This window comes from Mycolicibacterium baixiangningiae, from assembly GCF_016313185.1.
Lineage (GTDB): Bacteria > Actinomycetota > Actinomycetes > Mycobacteriales > Mycobacteriaceae > Mycobacterium > Mycobacterium baixiangningiae.
On record NZ_CP066218.1, the window covers coordinates 2,289,237 to 2,306,020 of the forward strand.

The 16,784-nt window shown below is 68.3% G+C and carries 16 protein-coding genes, 1 tRNA gene and 2 pseudogenes; 12 read left to right on the forward strand and 7 right to left on the reverse strand.

The features are described from left to right. Window positions 1–4 precede the first annotated feature (4 nt). Both dnaG and I7X18_RS10715 read left to right on the forward strand, forming a co-directional pair. The gene (gene dnaG / locus I7X18_RS10710) at window positions 5–1,921 is read left to right on the forward strand and encodes a DNA primase (protein WP_193047242.1); all 1,917 of its coding nucleotides are present in this window, start codon (window positions 5–7) and stop codon (window positions 1,919–1,921) included. 70 nt (window positions 1,922–1,991) lie between these two features. Further along, window positions 1,992–2,291, forward strand: coding sequence for a DUF7155 family protein (locus I7X18_RS10715; RefSeq protein ID WP_193047243.1), 300 nt, complete (start codon window positions 1,992–1,994; stop codon window positions 2,289–2,291). Window positions 2,292–2,303: 12 nt separating this feature from the next. On the opposite strand, the gene I7X18_RS10720 is transcribed toward I7X18_RS10715, so the two are convergent. Further along, the gene (locus tag I7X18_RS10720) at window positions 2,304–2,549 is read right to left on the reverse strand and encodes a hypothetical protein (protein WP_193047244.1); all 246 of its coding nucleotides are present in this window, start codon (window positions 2,547–2,549) and stop codon (window positions 2,304–2,306) included. A 148-nt stretch (window positions 2,550–2,697) separates the two neighbouring features. On the opposite strand from I7X18_RS10720, the gene I7X18_RS10725 reads away from it, so the two are divergent. After that, a tRNA-Asn gene (locus I7X18_RS10725) sits at window positions 2,698–2,770 on the forward strand. 44 nt (window positions 2,771–2,814) lie between these two features. Here I7X18_RS10725 and I7X18_RS10730 read toward each other — a convergent pair. Further along, the gene (locus I7X18_RS10730; protein ID WP_193047245.1) at window positions 2,815–3,057 is read right to left on the reverse strand and encodes a hypothetical protein; all 243 of its coding nucleotides are present in this window, start codon (window positions 3,055–3,057) and stop codon (window positions 2,815–2,817) included. 179 nt (window positions 3,058–3,236) lie between these two features. On the opposite strand from I7X18_RS10730, the gene I7X18_RS10735 reads away from it, so the two are divergent. Next, a complete protein-coding gene (locus I7X18_RS10735) occupies window positions 3,237–3,566 on the forward strand; it encodes a hypothetical protein (RefSeq protein ID WP_193047246.1) in 330 nt (109 codons plus the stop codon). A 33-nt stretch (window positions 3,567–3,599) separates the two neighbouring features. On the opposite strand, the gene I7X18_RS10740 is transcribed toward I7X18_RS10735, so the two are convergent. Together I7X18_RS10740 and I7X18_RS10745 are read right to left on the reverse strand one after the other, a co-directional pair. Beyond that, entirely contained in the window at window positions 3,600–4,514 is a 915-nt protein-coding gene (locus tag I7X18_RS10740; RefSeq protein WP_193047247.1) for a hypothetical protein, read from the reverse strand. Window positions 4,515–4,668: 154 nt separating this feature from the next. Further along, a complete protein-coding gene (locus I7X18_RS10745; RefSeq protein ID WP_193047248.1) occupies window positions 4,669–5,019 on the reverse strand; it encodes a hypothetical protein in 351 nt (116 codons plus the stop codon). Between the two features lie 79 nt (window positions 5,020–5,098). On the opposite strand from I7X18_RS10745, the gene I7X18_RS10750 reads away from it, so the two are divergent. After that, entirely contained in the window at window positions 5,099–5,587 is a 489-nt protein-coding gene (locus I7X18_RS10750; protein ID WP_193047249.1) for an LppP/LprE family lipoprotein, read from the forward strand. On the opposite strand, the gene I7X18_RS10755 is transcribed toward I7X18_RS10750, so the two are convergent. Further along, window positions 5,584–7,521: an acyl-CoA dehydrogenase family protein gene (locus I7X18_RS10755; RefSeq protein ID WP_193047250.1), complete on the reverse strand. Its 1,938-nt coding sequence runs from the start codon at window positions 7,519–7,521 to the stop codon at window positions 5,584–5,586. The genes I7X18_RS10750 and I7X18_RS10755 overlap by 4 nt on opposite strands. A 100-nt stretch (window positions 7,522–7,621) precedes the next feature. Between I7X18_RS10755 and I7X18_RS10760 the strand changes: the two genes are divergently transcribed. Then, complete coding sequence (locus tag I7X18_RS10760; protein WP_193047251.1) at window positions 7,622–8,356, forward strand: VIT1/CCC1 transporter family protein; 735 nt, start codon at window positions 7,622–7,624, stop codon at window positions 8,354–8,356. Between the two features lie 254 nt (window positions 8,357–8,610). Here I7X18_RS10760 and I7X18_RS10765 read toward each other — a convergent pair whose 3' ends face one another. Further along, window positions 8,611–9,174, reverse strand: a complete 564-nt coding sequence (locus I7X18_RS10765; RefSeq protein ID WP_193047252.1) for a TetR/AcrR family transcriptional regulator — start codon at window positions 9,172–9,174, stop codon at window positions 8,611–8,613. A 119-nt stretch (window positions 9,175–9,293) separates the two neighbouring features. Here I7X18_RS10765 and I7X18_RS10770 point away from each other — a divergent pair, with 119 nt between their 5' ends. Then, window positions 9,294–10,244: an oxygenase MpaB family protein gene (locus I7X18_RS10770; RefSeq protein ID WP_226863900.1), complete on the forward strand. Its 951-nt coding sequence runs from the start codon at window positions 9,294–9,296 to the stop codon at window positions 10,242–10,244. A gap of 175 nt (window positions 10,245–10,419) precedes the next feature. Here I7X18_RS10770 and I7X18_RS10775 read toward each other — a convergent pair whose 3' ends face one another. Further along, window positions 10,420–10,887 carry a MarR family winged helix-turn-helix transcriptional regulator gene (locus I7X18_RS10775; protein WP_193047253.1) on the reverse strand — a complete coding sequence of 156 codons (468 nt, stop codon included), beginning with the start codon at window positions 10,885–10,887 and terminating at the stop codon, window positions 10,420–10,422. Window positions 10,888–11,736: 849 nt separating this feature from the next. Here I7X18_RS10775 and I7X18_RS30095 point away from each other — a divergent pair. The 5 genes and pseudogenes from I7X18_RS30095 to I7X18_RS10795 form a co-directional block, all read left to right on the forward strand. Next, window positions 11,737–12,063 (forward strand): annotated as a pseudogene (locus tag I7X18_RS30095) (ATP-binding cassette domain-containing protein); the annotation flags it as partial. Window positions 12,064–12,066: 3 nt separating this feature from the next. Further along, entirely contained in the window at window positions 12,067–13,017 is a 951-nt protein-coding gene (locus I7X18_RS30100; RefSeq protein ID WP_404822835.1) for an ATP-binding cassette domain-containing protein, read from the forward strand. Beyond that, on the forward strand, window positions 13,014–13,856 hold the full coding sequence (locus I7X18_RS10785) for a CbiQ family ECF transporter T component (protein WP_193047255.1): 843 nt from the start codon (window positions 13,014–13,016) through the stop codon (window positions 13,854–13,856). The genes I7X18_RS30100 and I7X18_RS10785 overlap by 4 nt, the downstream gene beginning before the upstream one ends. A gap of 37 nt (window positions 13,857–13,893) precedes the next feature. Then, complete coding sequence (locus tag I7X18_RS10790; protein WP_193047256.1) at window positions 13,894–15,411, forward strand: TldD/PmbA family protein; 1,518 nt, start codon at window positions 13,894–13,896, stop codon at window positions 15,409–15,411. Next, window positions 15,408–16,777, forward strand: a pseudogene (locus I7X18_RS10795) (metallopeptidase TldD-related protein). The gene I7X18_RS10790 and the pseudogene I7X18_RS10795 overlap by 4 nt, the downstream one beginning before the upstream one ends. Window positions 16,778–16,784: the final 7 nt, after the last annotated feature.

Consider the following 16,784-nt stretch of genomic DNA (forward strand, 5'->3'; position numbering starts at 1 on the left):
CCCGGTGGCCGGGCGGATTCCAGATCGCGACATCGCGGCCATTCGCGAACGCGTGCGGATAGAGGACGTCGTCGGCGACTACGTCCAGCTTCGCCGCGCGGGCGCCGATTCGCTCAAGGGGCTGTGCCCGTTCCACGACGAGAAGTCGCCGTCGTTCCACGTGCGGCCCAACCACGGCCACTTCCACTGCTTCGGATGCGGTGAGGGCGGCGACGTGTACGCGTTCCTCCAGAAGATCGAGCACGTCAACTTCGTGGAATCGGTGGAACTGCTCGCCGACCGCATCGGCTACACCGTCACCTACACCGGGGCTTCCACCGCCAACGTGCAGCGCGACCGGGGCAGCCGCAGCCGGCTGCTGGCCGCCAACGCCGCCGCCCAGGAGTTCTACGCCGAGGCGCTGGCCTCCGACGAGGCCGCCCCGGCCCGGCAGTACCTGATCGAGCGCAACTTCGACGCCCAGGCAGCGGCCCGCTTCGGCTGCGGATTCGCCCCGTCCGGCTGGGACAGGCTCACCAAACACCTGCTGCGCAAGGGATTCGAGTTCAAGGAGCTCGAGACGGCCGGGCTGTCGCGGGAGGGCAAGCGCGGGCCGATGGACCGCTTCCACCGCCGGTTGCTGTGGCCGATCCGGGCCGCCGGGGGAGAGGTCATCGGGTTCGGCGCTCGGCGCATCTTCGACGACGACCAGATGGAAGCCAAGTACGTCAACACCCCCGAGACGGTGCTGTACAAGAAGTCCGCGGTGCTGTTCGGGCTCGACCTGGCCAAACGCGATATCGCCAAATCTCACCGTGCGGTCGTCGTCGAGGGCTACACCGACGTGATGGCGATGCACCTGGCAGGAGAGACCACCGCCGTCGCGTCCTGCGGCACGGCGTTCGGCGACGGCCACCTCGCGCTGCTGCGCCGGTTGATGATGGACGACAACTGGTACCGCGGTGAACTGATCTTCGTGTTCGACGGTGACGCCGCCGGGCAGGCCGCGGCGCTCAAGGCGTTCGACGGCGATCAGCAGGTGGCGGGCAAGTCGTTCGTGGCGGTCGCCGCCGACGGGATGGATCCCTGCGATCTGCGGCTCAAGTCCGGAGACAACGCGCTGCGCGATCTGGTGGCGCGGCGGATCCCGATGTTCGAGTTCGCCATCCGCAGCGTGATCCCCGACGGTGACGTGCTCGACAACGACCCGGCCGCGCAGGTCGAGGCGCTGCGCCGCTGTGTGCCGCTGGTGGCCCGGATCCGTGACTACGCGCTGCGCGACGAGTACGCGCGCCGGTTGGCGGGTTGGACAGGGTGGGCGGACGAGGCGCAGGTGCTCAGCCGGGTGCGGGAAGAAGCGCAGAAACGCGGGATGCCGGACCGGGGCCGTCGTCGCAACGGTGCGGACCCGGCTCAACCGCGTCGCGCCCCCGACCCCGCCGTGCGGCCTGATCCGGCCGATCCGACGCTGTGGCCGCAGCGCGAGGCGCTGAAGTCGGCGCTGCAGAGCCCGGCGCTGGCGGGCCCGGTGTTCGACGCCCTGGCCGTCGACAGCTTCACCCACCCCGGCTACCGGGCCGTTCGCGCCGCGATCGAGGCGGCGGGCGGTGCGGCCGCCGGCCTGTCGGGTGCACAGTGGATCGAGGCGGTGCGCGAGCACACCGCGAGCATGCAGGCGGCCAACCTGGTCAACGAGTTGAGCGCGGAGGCCGTCCGCGTCGAGGACGACGACAAGCTGCCCCGCTACGTGGCCGGCGTGCTGGCCCGGCTGCAGGAAGTATGGGTGGGTCGGCAGATCGCCGAGGTGAAGTCGAAGCTGCAGCGGATGTCGCCGGTGGAGCAGGGCGACGAGTACCACGCTCTGTTCGGCGACCTGGTGGCGATGGAGGCCTACCGCCGGAGCCTGCTGGAACAGGCCAGCGGGGACGACTTGACTGCATGAGCGCGCGTAACGCGATATGGTTGGCGCGCTATACAACCGTTGGGGGCAACGGCGAGGGAAGGCAGCTTCTGTGGCAACCATGATTCGGATCCGGCGCTCGGTCGCGATCGGCGCGTTCGCTGCCGCGGCGGTGGCTGCGCCGCTGGCCGCCACACTGACCGCCACGCCTGAGCAGGTGACGCAGGCCGGTCCGGCGTGCCTGGCATGGTTCGGCAACAAGGACGACGGCAAGTGCCTGTCCTACTCCAACGGCAACGGGGTCGGTGTGGGCACCCCCGGGATCGCCTTCGGCGGTGACGGTGGACTTGGGCTCACTACGGGCCCGCTGCTCCCCGGCACCACCATCGACCGGGGTATCGGCCAGCCCTAGGCGCCTCGCGCCTCACTTTTCGGTGTGCGCCTCCGGGTGCAGCACCGTGGTCTTGTCGTCGATCGGCGTCAGCGTCGTGAGCTGCGGATCAGGCGACACTCGTTCGGCGATCTTGCGCCGTGACGTCTCGATCACCGCTCTGGCGGCTGGGCTGCTCGTCACCGCGCGATAGGTGCCCGAGATCTGCTCGTAGCGGCGTCGGCCTGCCTTGGTGCCCATGACATAACCGACCGCCATCACGGCGACATACCCGATCACGAAGCCCCTCCCGGTCCACGGTGCGTGCCACCCATCCTGCCTCATGTCGGGCGGTTCGCGCCGTGCCGGGGAGCGCGTTGGCGAGGGCGCCGGTGCATAGGCTAGAGTCATCCCTCGGCCGCGCGGAAAGCTCACGCGGACACCGCAGTCCCCTGTAGCTCAATTGGCAGAGCATTCGGCTGTTAACCGAAGGGTTGCTGGTTCGAGTCCAGCCGGGGGAGCCCACGTGGTTCAGGTAGACCGTGCTCTGACGGCCTGGTTGTTTTCAGCCTGAGGAATCGTCGCTCGAATCGTCTGTCTCGGAGTCATCCTCGTCCTTCGAATCGTCTTCATCGGACGACGACTCGAGCTTGTCGGCGTGCTTGGTCAGAAGTGCGGCCAATTCGCGAGCTTCGTCGACCTCCAGCACATCTTCGGACACGCGCTCATCGCTGTCATCGAATCGCTCGAGGGTAATCGCGTTGTCCTTTGTACCGACATCCCACCGGCTGCCTTCTTCACGGGCCATTGTGATGCTGCCTTTCCGAACGGAGTGACCTTGATACGGCCGAATACCCACTGAAGCCGACTGGCCAACCGGACACGTCTCTGCGCCAGTCGATGATGCGGAGCAAAAGGTCGAGAAAGACACCACCGGCGTAGACCAACCCCAAGAATGGGAACGGTCCGCAACCGAAAGAGAAATCCATGACCGGCACACCCGACGACTTGCCCTCGCCCGACGAGTTCCGCAGGAAGATGGCCCACGTCGACCGGGAGTTCGCGGATGCCCGGCGGTACCTGTCAGCATTGCGCGCCGAAGACAATCAAGCGCTCTATGCGCTGATGACGGAGATCTACCACGGCGGACGGGCCATGAAAGTGTTGGCAGCCATGGCAGTACAGGCCCTCGACTTCGCTGACCTGTCCGCGGACCGCCTCGGCGGCGACGTCCAGAAGTGGCTCGACGAGTCGGTGATGGCGCAAGACACCGCGGAGAACGAGCGGGACAGATCCGAGCTCGGTGGCGAGGGATGACCTTCGAAGCCACACCTGTCCAACCGGGGCGATTCACCGTGGTGGTGTGGCTCCGGCTCCGAACGGGCCGATGAATCTGGCGCACGGCCCCAACAGGTCGGGCCGGAAGACCTTGGCTGCGACGCACTCGCCGTCGACCCCGGGGTTCTGCGCAGACACGGTACTCGCGATGAGGCCGCGCACGTCGCGGTAGAGGTTGGTCGTCGCCGCCGTGGCGAGCCTCGCCGCGAGCTGGTACATCGTCATCGTGGTCCCGGGAACCGGTTGCCTACCGCGCGGCGTGTTCGGGCCGTCCTTGTTCAACGCTGAGTGGCACTCCTGGAAGCCGGGTGGCGGCCCGCCGGGAGGGCACCCGTCGAGCGGGGATTGGCGCGCGAACAGGATGTTGAAGAAACCGGTGTGCAGGTCGGCCGGGAAGGCGCCTGGGGCGCACGACGGGAAGAGCGCGGGAGCCGGCCGCTCCGGCTGCCCCGCGGCGATGTTGGACTCCACCCAGTTGGAGTGGGCGTGGAAGTCTTGCAATGCGTGCGCCAGTCCACCGAACGCCGCCCGGGCGGACGGACCGTCCCTGAGCGCCGTGGCGCCCGGTCCGACCGGTTGCGAGCCCCGCAGGATGACCGGTGAAAGAATGTTCCACGCCTGCGTGGCGCGCGCACAGATGTCGGCCGGGTTCTTCGCGTTGTCGATGTGCCGCCATAGATCCACCGCATATGCGTCGCTCCCCATGGCGCCACCTCCTGGCGGAGGGCCGTTGAGAATCTGCAGGACGGCGACCTCGTTGACCTGATCTCGTGGCAGCGCCGCACGGGTGATGTTCGCGTGGTCCTGGATGGAGAACGCCTGCGCGTTCGGTGCGGACCAGCACATCGCACCGACGAGACCGGCCACCGCCATCACGGCCAGTGGGGCACGTCGCAGTCGCCGCGCGACGGTGAAGGACACGACCATGGGACTCCTCGCAGTTGCTGGCACAGTGGAACTACTCACCTTCGTTGCCCCGACGAGCAGCGTCGTACCCGCGGGGCGACGCCAGCAAACATGGCACTCGATCTGGTTCGGTGCCGCCTCCCTATCGCATACGAACGCCGCAGCGCGGACGAACTCAGCCCAGCGGGTTCTGGCCCAGACCCTGACCACGACCCGTCTGACCCGCCTGCTGCTTGGCCGCTTGCGCCAGCGCGTTGACCAGCGGGTTGGCCGCCAGCATCTGGCGCCGGTCTTCTTCGGACATCTCGTAGAACGCCCACACCCCCCACGCCGCGGGACGGACGTAGAGCGTCACCTCCTGGCGCTGCCCGCCGAACAGGGCCGGGACGGGCACGACCCGGTCCAGCGTCGCGGCGCTCGACATCTCCTCGGCCAGCTTCGTCCGGTCGGCCGACTCGGCCAGCTCGTAGATCAGCGACTGACCGAGCTTGCTGGGCGGTCCTTGCATCGCCAGGAACCACGCCATCTGTACTCCTTCTATCGGGGGATATGCCGTGCGTCAGAGTAGGAGATCGCCCCACGATGGGGGTGCGTAGGCTCGACGCATGCGGCTGGTCCTGGCAGTACTCATGTCCGCAGGTCTGCTCACGGCGGGGTGCGGCTGGAGTCCGCCCGGTGCCGCGCCACCCAAACCCGACACCTGCACACCGGCCGACGGGCCGACCCCGGACACCGTGCAGCGCGAGATCACTGGTACTCCACCGGCTGCGCCGGGTGCGACGTGGACCGAGGTGGCCAACGGCCACACCACCGACTGCCGGCTGTACTGGGTGCAGATCGGCCCGACGGCCCCGCAGCCCGACAGCCCGCAACAGGTGCTCTTCTTCTCCGGCAACACGCCGCTGGGGCCCGCCACACCCGAGCCGCGGCCCTACATCTCGGTGCTATCGGGAGGCGAAGACACCGTCCAGGTGCAGTACCAGTGGCGGGAGGGCGACGAGGCGCCTTGCTGCCCAACGGGTATCGGCACCGTGCGCTTCCGGATCGGGCAGGACGGCAAGCTCGAGGCCGTCGACCCGATTCCGAACAGTTAGGCCGGCTCCGGCGACAACAGCTCCTTGGGATCCATCATCGCGGCGTAGCGCAGTTGCTCGGGCACGCCGAAGCCGTCCACCAGCAGCTCCGCGTGGGGCCGCAGCGCGCGGCACCGCTCGTTGATGCCGCGGGTGACCGCCTTGGCGCGCTCGGTGGACAGGAAGCGGTGCTCGATGAACCAGGCCTTGTCGTCTTCGATCACCGACAGGGCGAATAGATCGCAGACCATGCCGAGGATGCGCCGAGCCTCCTCGTCCGGGGACGCGTCGATGCCGGCGACGAACGCTTCGAGGACGATCCGGTCGATGTGGGCCTGCGCGGTGTGCATCACGTGGTCCTGCACGGAGTTGAACGCGTCGAACGCCGACATCTCCTTGGACTTGCTCTGCAACCGGCGCGCCACCGAGGACAGTAGGTACTCCTCGCGGTCCTCGAACATCTGCACCTGGGTGCCGCGGTTGAACAGGCTGCCCTCTTCCTCGTTGTCCTGGCGGGTGTCGAGGATGGTCTGCATGATCGTCTCGGCCGCAGTGCGTTTCATCACGCGGGTACCGACGGTGTTGGCCGCGAAGCGCACCCACTCCACAGGGCTCATACCCTTGACATCGTCGGCGTAGGCGGTCAGCAGTTCCTTGGCGACCAGCTGGGTGAGCACATGGTTGTCGCCTTCGAACGTGGTGAAAACGTCGATGTCACCGCGCAGGCCGATCAGCCGGTTCTCGGCGAGATACCCAGCGCCGCCGCAGGCTTCGCGCGCCTCCTGGATCGCGCGGCTGGCGTGCCAGGTGTTGGCCGCCTTCAAGCCGGCGGCACGCGCCTCGAGTTCGCGCTGCTCCTCGGCGTCCGGGCTGTCCGAGCTCTGCAGTTCATGGCATTTGGCGACGAGCTCGTTCTGTGCGAACTGCAGCGCATACGAGCGGGCGATCAGCGGCAGCAGCCTGCGCTGGTGCACCAGGTAGTCCATGATCAACACCTCGTCGCCGCCGGGTGCGGAGAACTGCTTGCGCTGCAAGGCATACCGGGTGGCGATGTCGAGGGCGACGCGGGCGGCGGCGGCGCCGCTACCGCCGACGGTGACCCGGCCGCGGATCAGGGTGCCGAGCATCGTGAAGAACCGCCGGTTGGGGTTCTCGATGGGTGAGGTGTAGGTGCCGTCCTCGCTGACGTCGCCGTAGCGGTTCAGCAGGTTCTCCCGCGGGACGCGCACGTCGTCGAACACGATGCGGCCGTTGTCGACACCGGGCAGACCGCCCTTGTAGTCGCAGTCAGAGGTGGTCACGCCGGGCAGGTCGTTACCGTCTTCGTCGCGGATCGGCACCAGGAGGCAGTGCACACCGTGGTGCACGGGCTCACCGTCGACGTGGGTGATCAGCTGCGCGAAAACCGATGCCATCCGGGCTGTTTGGGCCGCGCCGCCGATGTAGTCCTTACGCGCGGTGGGGGTGGGGGAGTTGACCACGAATTCCTGGGTCTGGGGGTCATAAGTCGCGGTTGTCTCGATGGACTGCACGTCACTGCCGTGGCCGGTCTCGGTCATCGCGAAACAGCCGAGCAGTTCGCAGTCGATGATCTTGCGAACGTACTGCTGGTGATGGCGCTCGGTGCCCAGGTTCTCCACTGCGCCACCGAACAGGCCCCACTGCACGCCCGCCTTGACCATCAGCGACAGATCGCTCATCGCGAGCATCTCGATCTGGGTGATCGCGGCGCCGACGTTGCCGTTGCCCCCGTGCTCCTTGGCGAAGCCGTCCTCGGCCGCCCCGGCAGCGGCCATGATCCGCAGTTGCTCGTTCACTTTGGTCCGGGCGATGACGGTGTTCGGCGTGTAGTGCGGTTTGAAGACCTCGTGGGAGAGCTTGTCCCGCATGGCGTTCTTCACGTCGCGCCAGCGGCCGTCGAGGGCGTTACGCAGATGCTCCGCAGTGGTGGTCATACCTGACGGTAACCCGCTGTCCATTGCGCGAAACTGTGATGTGCCGAACCCAGGTCGACCTATGTTGTCCGCGCCCATTTCGGGAGCGTTGAATCGGAGGATGGCAGACAGCGAGCCCCCGGCCGGCGCGCGGGCATGGCGGCCGCACGAGATCGATCACCGGCACGGCGACGTCAGTGGCGGCTGGCTGCGGGCCGCGACGTTCGGGGCGATGGACGGGCTGGTCTCGAACACCGCGCTGATCGCCGGGATCGGGGCGGCGGCGGACGCGCACGCGGTGATCGTCGGTGGATTCGCGGGATTGGTGGCCGGGGCGTTCTCGATGGCGCTCGGGGAGTACACCTCGGTGCGCACCGCGAACGAGCAGATCGAGTCCGAGGTGCTCGTCGAGCGGCGCGCGTTCCGGAGGCATCCGCAGGCCGAGAAGGCCGAACTGGTCGACATGCTGGTCGACATGGGCATGACGCGCCCGACCGCCACACAGGCCACCGAGGAGATCCACCGTGACGAGAACCGCGCGGTGAACTTCCACCTCGTACAGGAGATCGGCGTCGACCCCCGGGAGAAGCCGTCGCCCTACGTGGCGGCGATCTCGTCGTTCCTGATGTTCGCGCTCGGCGCCCTGACCCCGCTGATCCCGTTCCTCTTCGGGCTGGAATCGCTGTGGTTGGGTCTGGCGTGCGGGGGCCTCGGATTGATGGTGGCCGGTGGGGTCGCGTCGCGGTTCACCCGCAAACCGCTGTGGTTCGCCTCGGCGCGCCAGTTGGTGCTCGGTGCGGTGGCGATCGCCGCCACCTACCTGGTGGGAACGCTGGTCGGCACCGTCGTCACCTGAGGGCGGGCGCGTCGGCGGAGTATCTCTTTGGCCTGTCCGGCGTCACCGCATACTGCGATCGCCCAGAGCATTTCATCGGTGACATGATCGGCGATGATGCCGTCGGCTGCCGCGCCCGCCGTGCCGAGCAAGACTCGGTTGAACGCCCCGATCAGGATCGGCAAATCGAGCCCGCCCAGCCACGGTGGCCGACCTCGAGGTCGACAAGGCGGTCATGGCAGAGCTGTCATGAAGCGGCTGTCATGAAGTGGCTGTCATGACAGCGACGTTGCGGTGAAGGTGGTGATCAGCCGGGTCAGTGCGTCGATGAAGTCCTCACGGGCGATCGACGGCCGGTCGAGCACATAGCGAATCGTGATCTGCTGCAACGCCTGAACCGCCATCCAGACCATCGCCGGGCGGTGCGCGTTCCCGGCGTCCTGGGTGATCCCGGCGAGATAACCTGACGCCAGGTCGTTGGCGCGCCGCTCGATCGTCTTGATCTCGGTGGAGCCACCCAGTCGTGGCATCTGCTCGACGAGCACGCGCACCAGTTCGCGGTTGCGTTCGGTTGCGTCGAGGACCGCGGCTACCACATGCCGGACCTGATCGGTACCGTAACCGCGGTCGACATCCTCGAACGCCTCGACGAGTTCGGCGCCGATCTGCTCGATCATCCGCTCGACGGTGGCGGCCACGATCGTGTCCTTGTTCGCGAAGTACTGGTACAGGCTGCCCGGGCTGATGCCGGCTTCCGCCGCGATCCGATGGGTGGAGGCACCGTCATAGCCGGACACGACGAGAATACGAGCGGCTGCGTCCAGAATGCGCTCGACCATCTGCCGTGATCGCCTTTGCCGCGGGATCTTACGTGGTGGTTGCTGTGACACTGCGACCTCCGATGCCGGCGAGAAACACGACTATTAAGCGACTGAGTAGTCGCATTATCGTCCATTTCATGGTGACGATAGCCAATCGGGAGCAGCTCACGGTCTCGGACCGGGTGATGGACACGATGTTCGAGCCGATCCGCCGGCAGTTCTTCAAGAACGTGCAGTTCGCCGAACCCGCCGGCGACCCCGGCTGGTTCGGACCCGGCAGTGCGGTCTGGTACGTCCACTCCCACCTGCCGACGTTTCAGATCGGGCTGTCCGCGGCGGCGATGATGGAGACGCTGCATCCCACCATGGCCTGGATGGGTTACGAGCACACCCGCGCGATCGAGCGAAGGAACGGCGTGCCGACCGGCAACTTCGACGACAAGGGGATGTCATCGCGCACGGGGCATTCCGTCGCATTCTTCCTCGGGGTGACGATGGGCCCCACGGCGGTCGCCGAGCAGGTCTGCCGCACCGTCGTTGCCATGCACGACAAGATCGAGGGTGTCCGACCCGACGGCCACGCCTACCGCGCCAGCGATCCGGAACTGCTGACGTGGAACTACGCCACGCAGGCGTGGGGATTGGCCGCCGCGCACACCGCGTGGCATCCCCGCCCACTACGGGGTGAGCGGCTCGAACAGTTCTTCAGGGAGTACGCCACCATGGGGGAGGCGCTCGGCGCGGTCGACCCGCCGCGAACGCAGGCGGGCGTGATGCAACTGCTCGAGGATTGGGCGCCCTACATGGGCGTCACCATTCCCACCGTGCGGTACCTGAACCCGTTGGCGCCGTGGCGGTATCCGGTCTACCAGCGGCCGTTGTACGCGCTCGTGTCCTGGGCGGTGCAGGATCTGCACCCGCAGTGGGCCAAACAGCTGATGAACACCCCGCAGTACACACCGGCCGGCCGGGCGGCCCGCCGGAGGGCGATGAAGGCGCTGCTCAACAGCATGGGCACCGGCCAGATTCGTGAGGTTCGGCAGGCGTGGGCGCGGACGGCCGGAAAACCTGCCGCAGTAGCGGTCTGATACTGCTGCCGGACGGGCGAATCGTTCGCAGGGGGAAGTACCGGTAACCGCTTGCCGTTTCAACAGCATGGCGCCTGGCTGGCAAACTCTCACCGTGCTTTCGTATTTGCTGCTCGGCGGCGTGTGCTCCGGCAAAACGCCTCTTCGCGAGCGATATCTGCCTCTTTGGTCCGCGTCAGCTGTCGGGTTGAGCGAGCAACCGCTTGATGACGTCGACGGCGGCGGCGAGCGTCTCTCGGTCTTCGGGCGAGAGCTGCTCCAGCCGCGGGTTGATCGCGGCGGCGCGGTCGATTCGGGCCTGGGCCAGCACCGTTCTGCCCTTGTCGGTGATGCGGATGAGGACGGCCCGAGCATCGATCGGATCGGTGGTCCGCGTGACCAGTCCGGCGTCTTCGAGACGGCGCACCTGGGTGGTCATCGTGGGCTGTGAACAATGGTCGAGGGCGGCGAGGTCGGAGATGCGGGCCTCACCCTGGTCCTCGATCGTCGACAGCAGCCGGGCTTGCGCCCAGGGCAGCGGCAGCCGCGTGCGCTGGGTGGCCAACCGGTTGAGCCGGGCGACGACGGCGAGCAGGTCGCCGCCGAGATGCTCGTCGACGGCCGCAGTGGAGTCCTGAGGCGCGGGAGGGGACATGGGGTCCATAATACATAGGGACGCTATGTAGTCGAGCGCTTGCCGCAGCGGGCGCGTAAACCCCTCGGAGTCGACTGGCAGAATCGGGTGATGACCGCAACCCGGACGCCGAGCCAGCCTCGACGCGCCGGATCGCTGCAACCCGGGGAACTCGCGCAGGCCTCGGTGATGGCCGCTTTGTGCGCGGCCACCGCGATCATCGCCGTCGTCGTACCGTTCGCTGCCGCATTGTCGCTGCTGGGGACCGTCCCGATGGGGCTGCTGGCTTACCGCTACCGCCTGCGCGTGCTGGTCGCCGCCACGGTTGCCGGCGCGACGATCGCGTTCCTCATCGCCGGGATGGGCGGCATGATGTCGGTGATCGACTGCGCCTACATCGGCGGCCTCACCGGCATCGTCAAACGGCGCGGCCGCGGCACGCCCACCGTATTCGTCGCCGCGCTGATCGCCGGAACCGCGTTCGGCGCGGCGGCCGTCGTCGCGCTGACGGTGCTCTCGCGGCTGCGCAACCTGATCTTCGATTCGCTGACCGCCAACATCAACGGCGTCGCCGCGGTCCTGTCGCGCATCCCCGGCATGGAGCACATGGCCGGCCAGCTCAAACGCGATTTCGCGACGGCGCTGGAGTACTGGCCGCTGGTCATCGGCGGGTCCGGGATCCTCAGCATCACCATGGTGACGCTGATCGGGTGGTGGGCACTGTCGCGGGTGCTGGGCCGGCTGGTGAGCATTCCCGACGTGCACAAACTCGAGGCCTCCGCCGAGAATGGCCCGGTCGCGCCGGTCCCGACCGAACTGCGCGACGTGCGGTTCCGCTACCCCGGCACCGAGCAGGACGCGCTCGGCCCGGTCTCACTGTCCGTCGAACCGGGCGAACACGTCGCGATCACCGGCGCGAACGGTTCGGGCAAGACGACGTTGATGCTCGTGCTGGCCGGCCGTGAACCGACCGCGGGCACCGTCGAGCGGCCCGGCGCCGTGGGGCTGGGCCGGCTCGGTGGGACGGCAGTGGTCATGCAGCATCCGGAAAGCCAGGTGCTGGGCACCCGCGTCGCCGATGACGTCGTCTGGGGTCTGCCGCCGGGTACGCAGACCGATGTGCCCACGCTGCTGTCGGAGGTGGGCCTCGACGGGATGGCCGAGCGTGACACCGGCGGGCTCTCGGGCGGTGAGCTCCAGCGGCTCGCCGTGGCGGCCGCACTGGCCCGCGAACCGGCGCTGCTCATCGCCGACGAGGTCACCAGCATGGTCGACCAGCAGGGCCGCGAGGGCGTGATCCAGGTGCTGTCCGGGCTCACGGGCCACCACGACATGTCGCTGGTGCACATCACGCACTACAACGACGAGGCCAACGTCGCCGACCGCACCATCAACCTCACCGGAAACGGGGGGGCGGCCGACAACGCCGACATGGTCGAGACCGCCGAGGCGCCCACCGGCACCACGCCCGTCGCCGACACCAGCGGCGCACCGGTCCTCGAACTGGTCGGCGTCGGTCACGAATACGGCAGCGGCACGCCGTGGGCCAAGACCGCACTCCAGGACATCTCCTTCTCGGTGCCCGAAGGTGACGGCCTGCTGATCCACGGGCTCAACGGCTCAGGGAAGTCGACACTGGCCTGGATCATGGCGGGGCTGACCGTGCCCACGACCGGTAGCTGCCTGCTCGACGGTGAACCCGTCTCCGATCAGGTCGGCGCTGTCGCGATCTCATTCCAGGCAGCCCGCCTGCAGCTGATGCGCAGCCACATCGACCGGGAGATCGCCTCGGTGGCGGGCTTCTCGCACCACGACCACGACCGCGTCCTGCAGGCGCTCGCGACGGTCGGCCTGGACCCGACGATGGCCTCGCGGCGCATCGACCAGCTCAGCGGCGGCCAGATGCGCCGTGTCGTGCTGGCCGGTCTGCTGGCCCGGTCGCCGCGCGCGCTGATCCTCGACGAACCGCTGGCGGGGCTGGACGCGGCCAGTCAGCGCGGACTGCTGCGGCTGATCACCGATCTGCGGCGCAACGCCGGGCTCACGGTCGTCGTCATCTCCCACGACTTCTCCGGACTCGAAGAGCTGTGCCCGCGCACGCTGCATCTGCGCGACGGCGTGCTCGCCCCCGCCTCGGCCACCGCGGGCGGTGTGTCGTGACCACCCCGACGCGCAAGCCGCGCCGGCCGGTGGTGCTGTTGCGTCCGGTCCCAGGACGCTCGGTCATCCACGATCTGTGGGCGGGCACCAAACTGATCGCGGTCGCCGCGATCGGGGTGCTGCTCACGTTCTATCCGGGCTGGGTGCCGATTGCGGGGGTCGCCGTGCTGGTGCTGGTGGCGGCGCGGCTGGCGCACATCCCGCGCGGTGCGCTCCCGTCGATCCCGGCCTGGCTGTGGGGCCTGTTGTTCCTGGGCGGGCTGACGGCCACCTTCGGCGGCGGGGATCCCATCGTGACGTTGGGCTCGGTGCAGGTCGGGCTCGGCGGGCTGTTCAACTTCCTGCGTATCACCGCGCTGTCGGTCGTATTGCTCGGTCTCGGCGCGATGGTGTCGTGGACCACCAACGTCGCCGAGATCGCGCCCGCGGTCGCCAAGATGGGCCGCCCCCTGCGGGCGGTCCGGATCCCGATCGACGACTGGGCGGTGGCGATCGCGCTGGCGCTGCGGGCCTTCCCGATGCTCATCGACGAATTCGCGACGCTGTACGCGGCGCGCCGGCTGCGCCCCAAACAGCACCTGTCCCGACGCAGGGACCGGCGCAGGCGGTGGCTGATCGAGATCGTCGACCTGCTCGCCGCGGCCGTGACGGTGGCCTTGCGCCGCGCCGACGAGATGGGCGATGCGATCACCGCCCGCGGCGGCACCGGGCAGATCTCGGCGGCGCCGTCGGGCCCGAAGGCCCGGGACTGGATCACCCTGGCCGTCATCGTCGTGGTGTGCGGCGCGGCGCTCGCGGTGGAACTGACTGTGCTGCCCACCAGTTCGGCGCCCACCTGATCGGTGCACCCGCTCGACCGCCGCTACGGTGGATGCCGTGACAGCGCCCCGACCGGTTGACGCAGACTTCCTCGCCCTGCCACGAGAGCAACTGGCCGACGCCGCGTTGTCGGCTGCGCTGGCGGCCGGCGCCACCTATTCCGACCTGAGGATCCACGCGATCACCAGTGAACTGGTCCAATTGCGCGACGGTGAGCTCGAGACCGCGGTCATCGACCGGGAGATCGGTCTGGCGGTGCGGGTGATCGTCGACGGCACTTGGGGGTTCGCCTCACACGCCGAACTCGACCCGACGGTGGCCGCGGACACCGCGCGACGGGCGGTGCGGGTCGCCACCACGTTGGCCCCGTTGAACGCCGAGCGCATCGAGCTCGCGCCCGAACCGGTCTACCGCGATGTCACGTGGGTGTCGGACTACCGCGTGGATCCGTTCACGGTGCCCGCCGGGGAGAAGATCGCTGTGCTGGGCGAGTACTCCGGCCGGCTGCTGGCCGCCGACGGCGTCGACCACGTCTCGGCCGGACTGCACACCGCCAAAGAGCAGACGTTCTACGCCGACTCGTTCGGTTCGTCGATCACCCAGCAGCGGGTGCGCGTCCTGCCGACGCTCGAGGCGGTCTCCGTCGACACCGGCGCGGGCACCTTCGAGACCATGCGCACGCTGGCTCCACCCACGGGGCGCGGCTGGGAGGCTGTCGCCGGCGACGACGTGTGGGACTGGACCGGCGAATTGGCGGAGCTGCCGTCGTTACTCGCCGAGAAGACCAAGGCTCCCAGCGTGGTCGCCGGACCCACGGATCTGGTGATCGATCCCTCCAACCTGTGGTTGACGATCCACGAATCGATCGGTCACGCCACCGAATACGACCGGGCCATCGGTTACGAGGCCGCCTACGCCGGCACGTCGTTCGCCACTCCTGACAAACTCGGCACCATGCGGTACGGCTCACCGGTGATGAACGTGACCGCCGACCGGACCGTCGAACATGGTTTGGCGTCAATCGGTTTCGACGACGAAGGCGTGCGCGCGCAGAGTTGGGATCTGGTGCGTGACGGTGTCTTCGTGGGATACCAGCTCGACCGGGTGTTCGCCCCGCGGCTGGGGGTAGCCCGGTCCAATGGCTGTTCATACGCCGACTCCCCGCACCACGTGCCGATCCAGCGGATGGCCAACGTGTCGCTGCAGCCGGCGGCCGAGGAGGTCAGCACCGACGACCTCATCGCGCGCGTCGAGGACGGTCTCTACATCGTGGGTGACAAGAGTTGGTCGATTGACATGCAGCGCTACAACTTTCAGTTCACCGGCCAGCGGTTCTTCCGGATCCGCGACGGCCGCCTCGACGGCCAGGTCCGGGATGTGGCGTACCAGGCGACAACGACGGAGTTCTGGGGTGCACTCGAAGCGGTCGGCGGTCCGTCGACGTGGCGGCTCGGCGGGGCGTTCAACTGCGGCAAGGCGCAGCCCGGGCAGGTCGCGGCGGTGAGTCACGGCAGCCCGTCGGCGCTGTTCCGGGGCGTCAACGTGCTCAACACCCGTGAGGAGGCGCACCGGTGATCGGGCCCCAGGAGGTGGTCGACGCGGTGCTCGCAGAAGCCGCGCGCCGAGGCCGGGCCGACGAGACGATCGTGCTCGTCACCGACCGGGCCGATGCGTCGTTGCGGTGGGCCGGTAACTCGATGACCACCAACGGAGAGTCGGTCAGCCGCAGCACGACGGTGATTTCGATTGTGCGCAAGGGCGATAGCGCTCAGGTCGGTTCGGTGCGATCCAGTGAGGTGGAACCGGCCGCGATCGCCACGCTGGTCGCCGCGTCGCAGGACGCCGCCGTGGCCGCACCGGAGGCCCGCGACAGCGCACCGCCGCTGCCGGCGAGCGAGACGCCGGGGGACTGGGAGTTGCCGGTGCCGGCGACCGGTGCGGAGGTGTTCGCCTCGGTGGCAGGCAGTCTGGCGCGCGGGTTCCGTGGTGAGGACGCGCTCTACGGATTCGCCCGGCATGTCCTGGAGACGACGTTCGTCGCGACGTCGACGGGTCTGCGCCGGCGCTACACCGAGCCGACCGGGTCGGTGGAGATCAACGCCAAGCGCGGCGACGCGAGCGCATGGACGGGTATCAGCACACCCGACTTCGTGGACGTGCCAACGGATTCCATGCTCGCCGACCTGTCGATGCGGTTGGGGTGGCGCAACGCACCGTCGACCTTCCTGCGGGGCGCTACGAGACCATCATGCCGCCGTCGACCGTCGCGGACATGATGATCTACCTGACGTGGACGATGGACGGCCGCGGCGCACAGGAGGGTCGCACCGCGTTGTCGGCGCCCGGTGGCACACGGGTCGGGGAGAAGCTCAGCGACCTGCCGCTGACGCTGTACTCCGATCCGGCGGCGCCCGGGCTGGCGTGCACGCCGTTCGTGGCGGCCGCAACGTCCTCAGAGCGGGTGTCGGTGTTCGACAACGGTATGGACATCGGCCGGGTGGACTGGCTGCGCGACGGCGCGGTCAACGCGTTGGCGTATCCGCGGGCGGCCGCCGCGGAGTTCGGGCAACCGGTCGCGGTGCCAGCCGGAAATCTGTTGATGACGGGTGGGACGGCGGAACTCGCCGACATGATCGCGAGCACAGAGCGGGGGCTGTTGCTGACCACACTGTGGTACATCCGCGAAGTCGACCCGACGGTCCTGCTGCTGACCGGGTTGACGCGCGACGGGGTGTACCTCATCGAGGACGGTGAGGTGACCGCGGCGGTGAACAACTTCCGGTTCAACGAGAGTCCCCTGGATCTGCTGCGGCGCGCCACTGAAGCCGGAGTGAGTGAGGTGACCCTGCCGCGTGAGTGGGGTGACTGGGCGACGCGTGCGTCGATGCCGACACTGCGGATTCCCGACTTTCACATGTCCTCGGTGAGCCAGGCGCAATAATCCAGGA

Coding starts and splice junctions, on each gene's coding strand:
- I7X18_RS10765 (WP_193047252.1), bottom strand. CDS start 9,174: ATGGTCGAGCGCATTCTGGACGCAGCCGCTCGTATTCTCGTCGTGTCC.
- I7X18_RS10770 (WP_226863900.1), top strand. CDS start 9,294: ATGGTGACGATAGCCAATCGGGAGCAGCTCACGGTCTCGGACCGGGTG.
- I7X18_RS10750 (WP_193047249.1), top strand. CDS start 5,099: ATGCGGCTGGTCCTGGCAGTACTCATGTCCGCAGGTCTGCTCACGGCG.
- I7X18_RS10755 (WP_193047250.1), bottom strand. CDS start 7,521: ATGACCACCACTGCGGAGCATCTGCGTAACGCCCTCGACGGCCGCTGG.
- I7X18_RS10735 (WP_193047246.1), top strand. CDS start 3,237: ATGACCGGCACACCCGACGACTTGCCCTCGCCCGACGAGTTCCGCAGG.
- I7X18_RS10730 (WP_193047245.1), bottom strand. CDS start 3,057: ATGGCCCGTGAAGAAGGCAGCCGGTGGGATGTCGGTACAAAGGACAAC.
- I7X18_RS10775 (WP_193047253.1), bottom strand. CDS start 10,887: ATGGACCCCATGTCCCCTCCCGCGCCTCAGGACTCCACTGCGGCCGTC.
- I7X18_RS10740 (WP_193047247.1), bottom strand. CDS start 4,514: ATGGTCGTGTCCTTCACCGTCGCGCGGCGACTGCGACGTGCCCCACTG.
- I7X18_RS10745 (WP_193047248.1), bottom strand. CDS start 5,019: ATGGCGTGGTTCCTGGCGATGCAAGGACCGCCCAGCAAGCTCGGTCAG.
- I7X18_RS10760 (WP_193047251.1), top strand. CDS start 7,622: ATGGCAGACAGCGAGCCCCCGGCCGGCGCGCGGGCATGGCGGCCGCAC.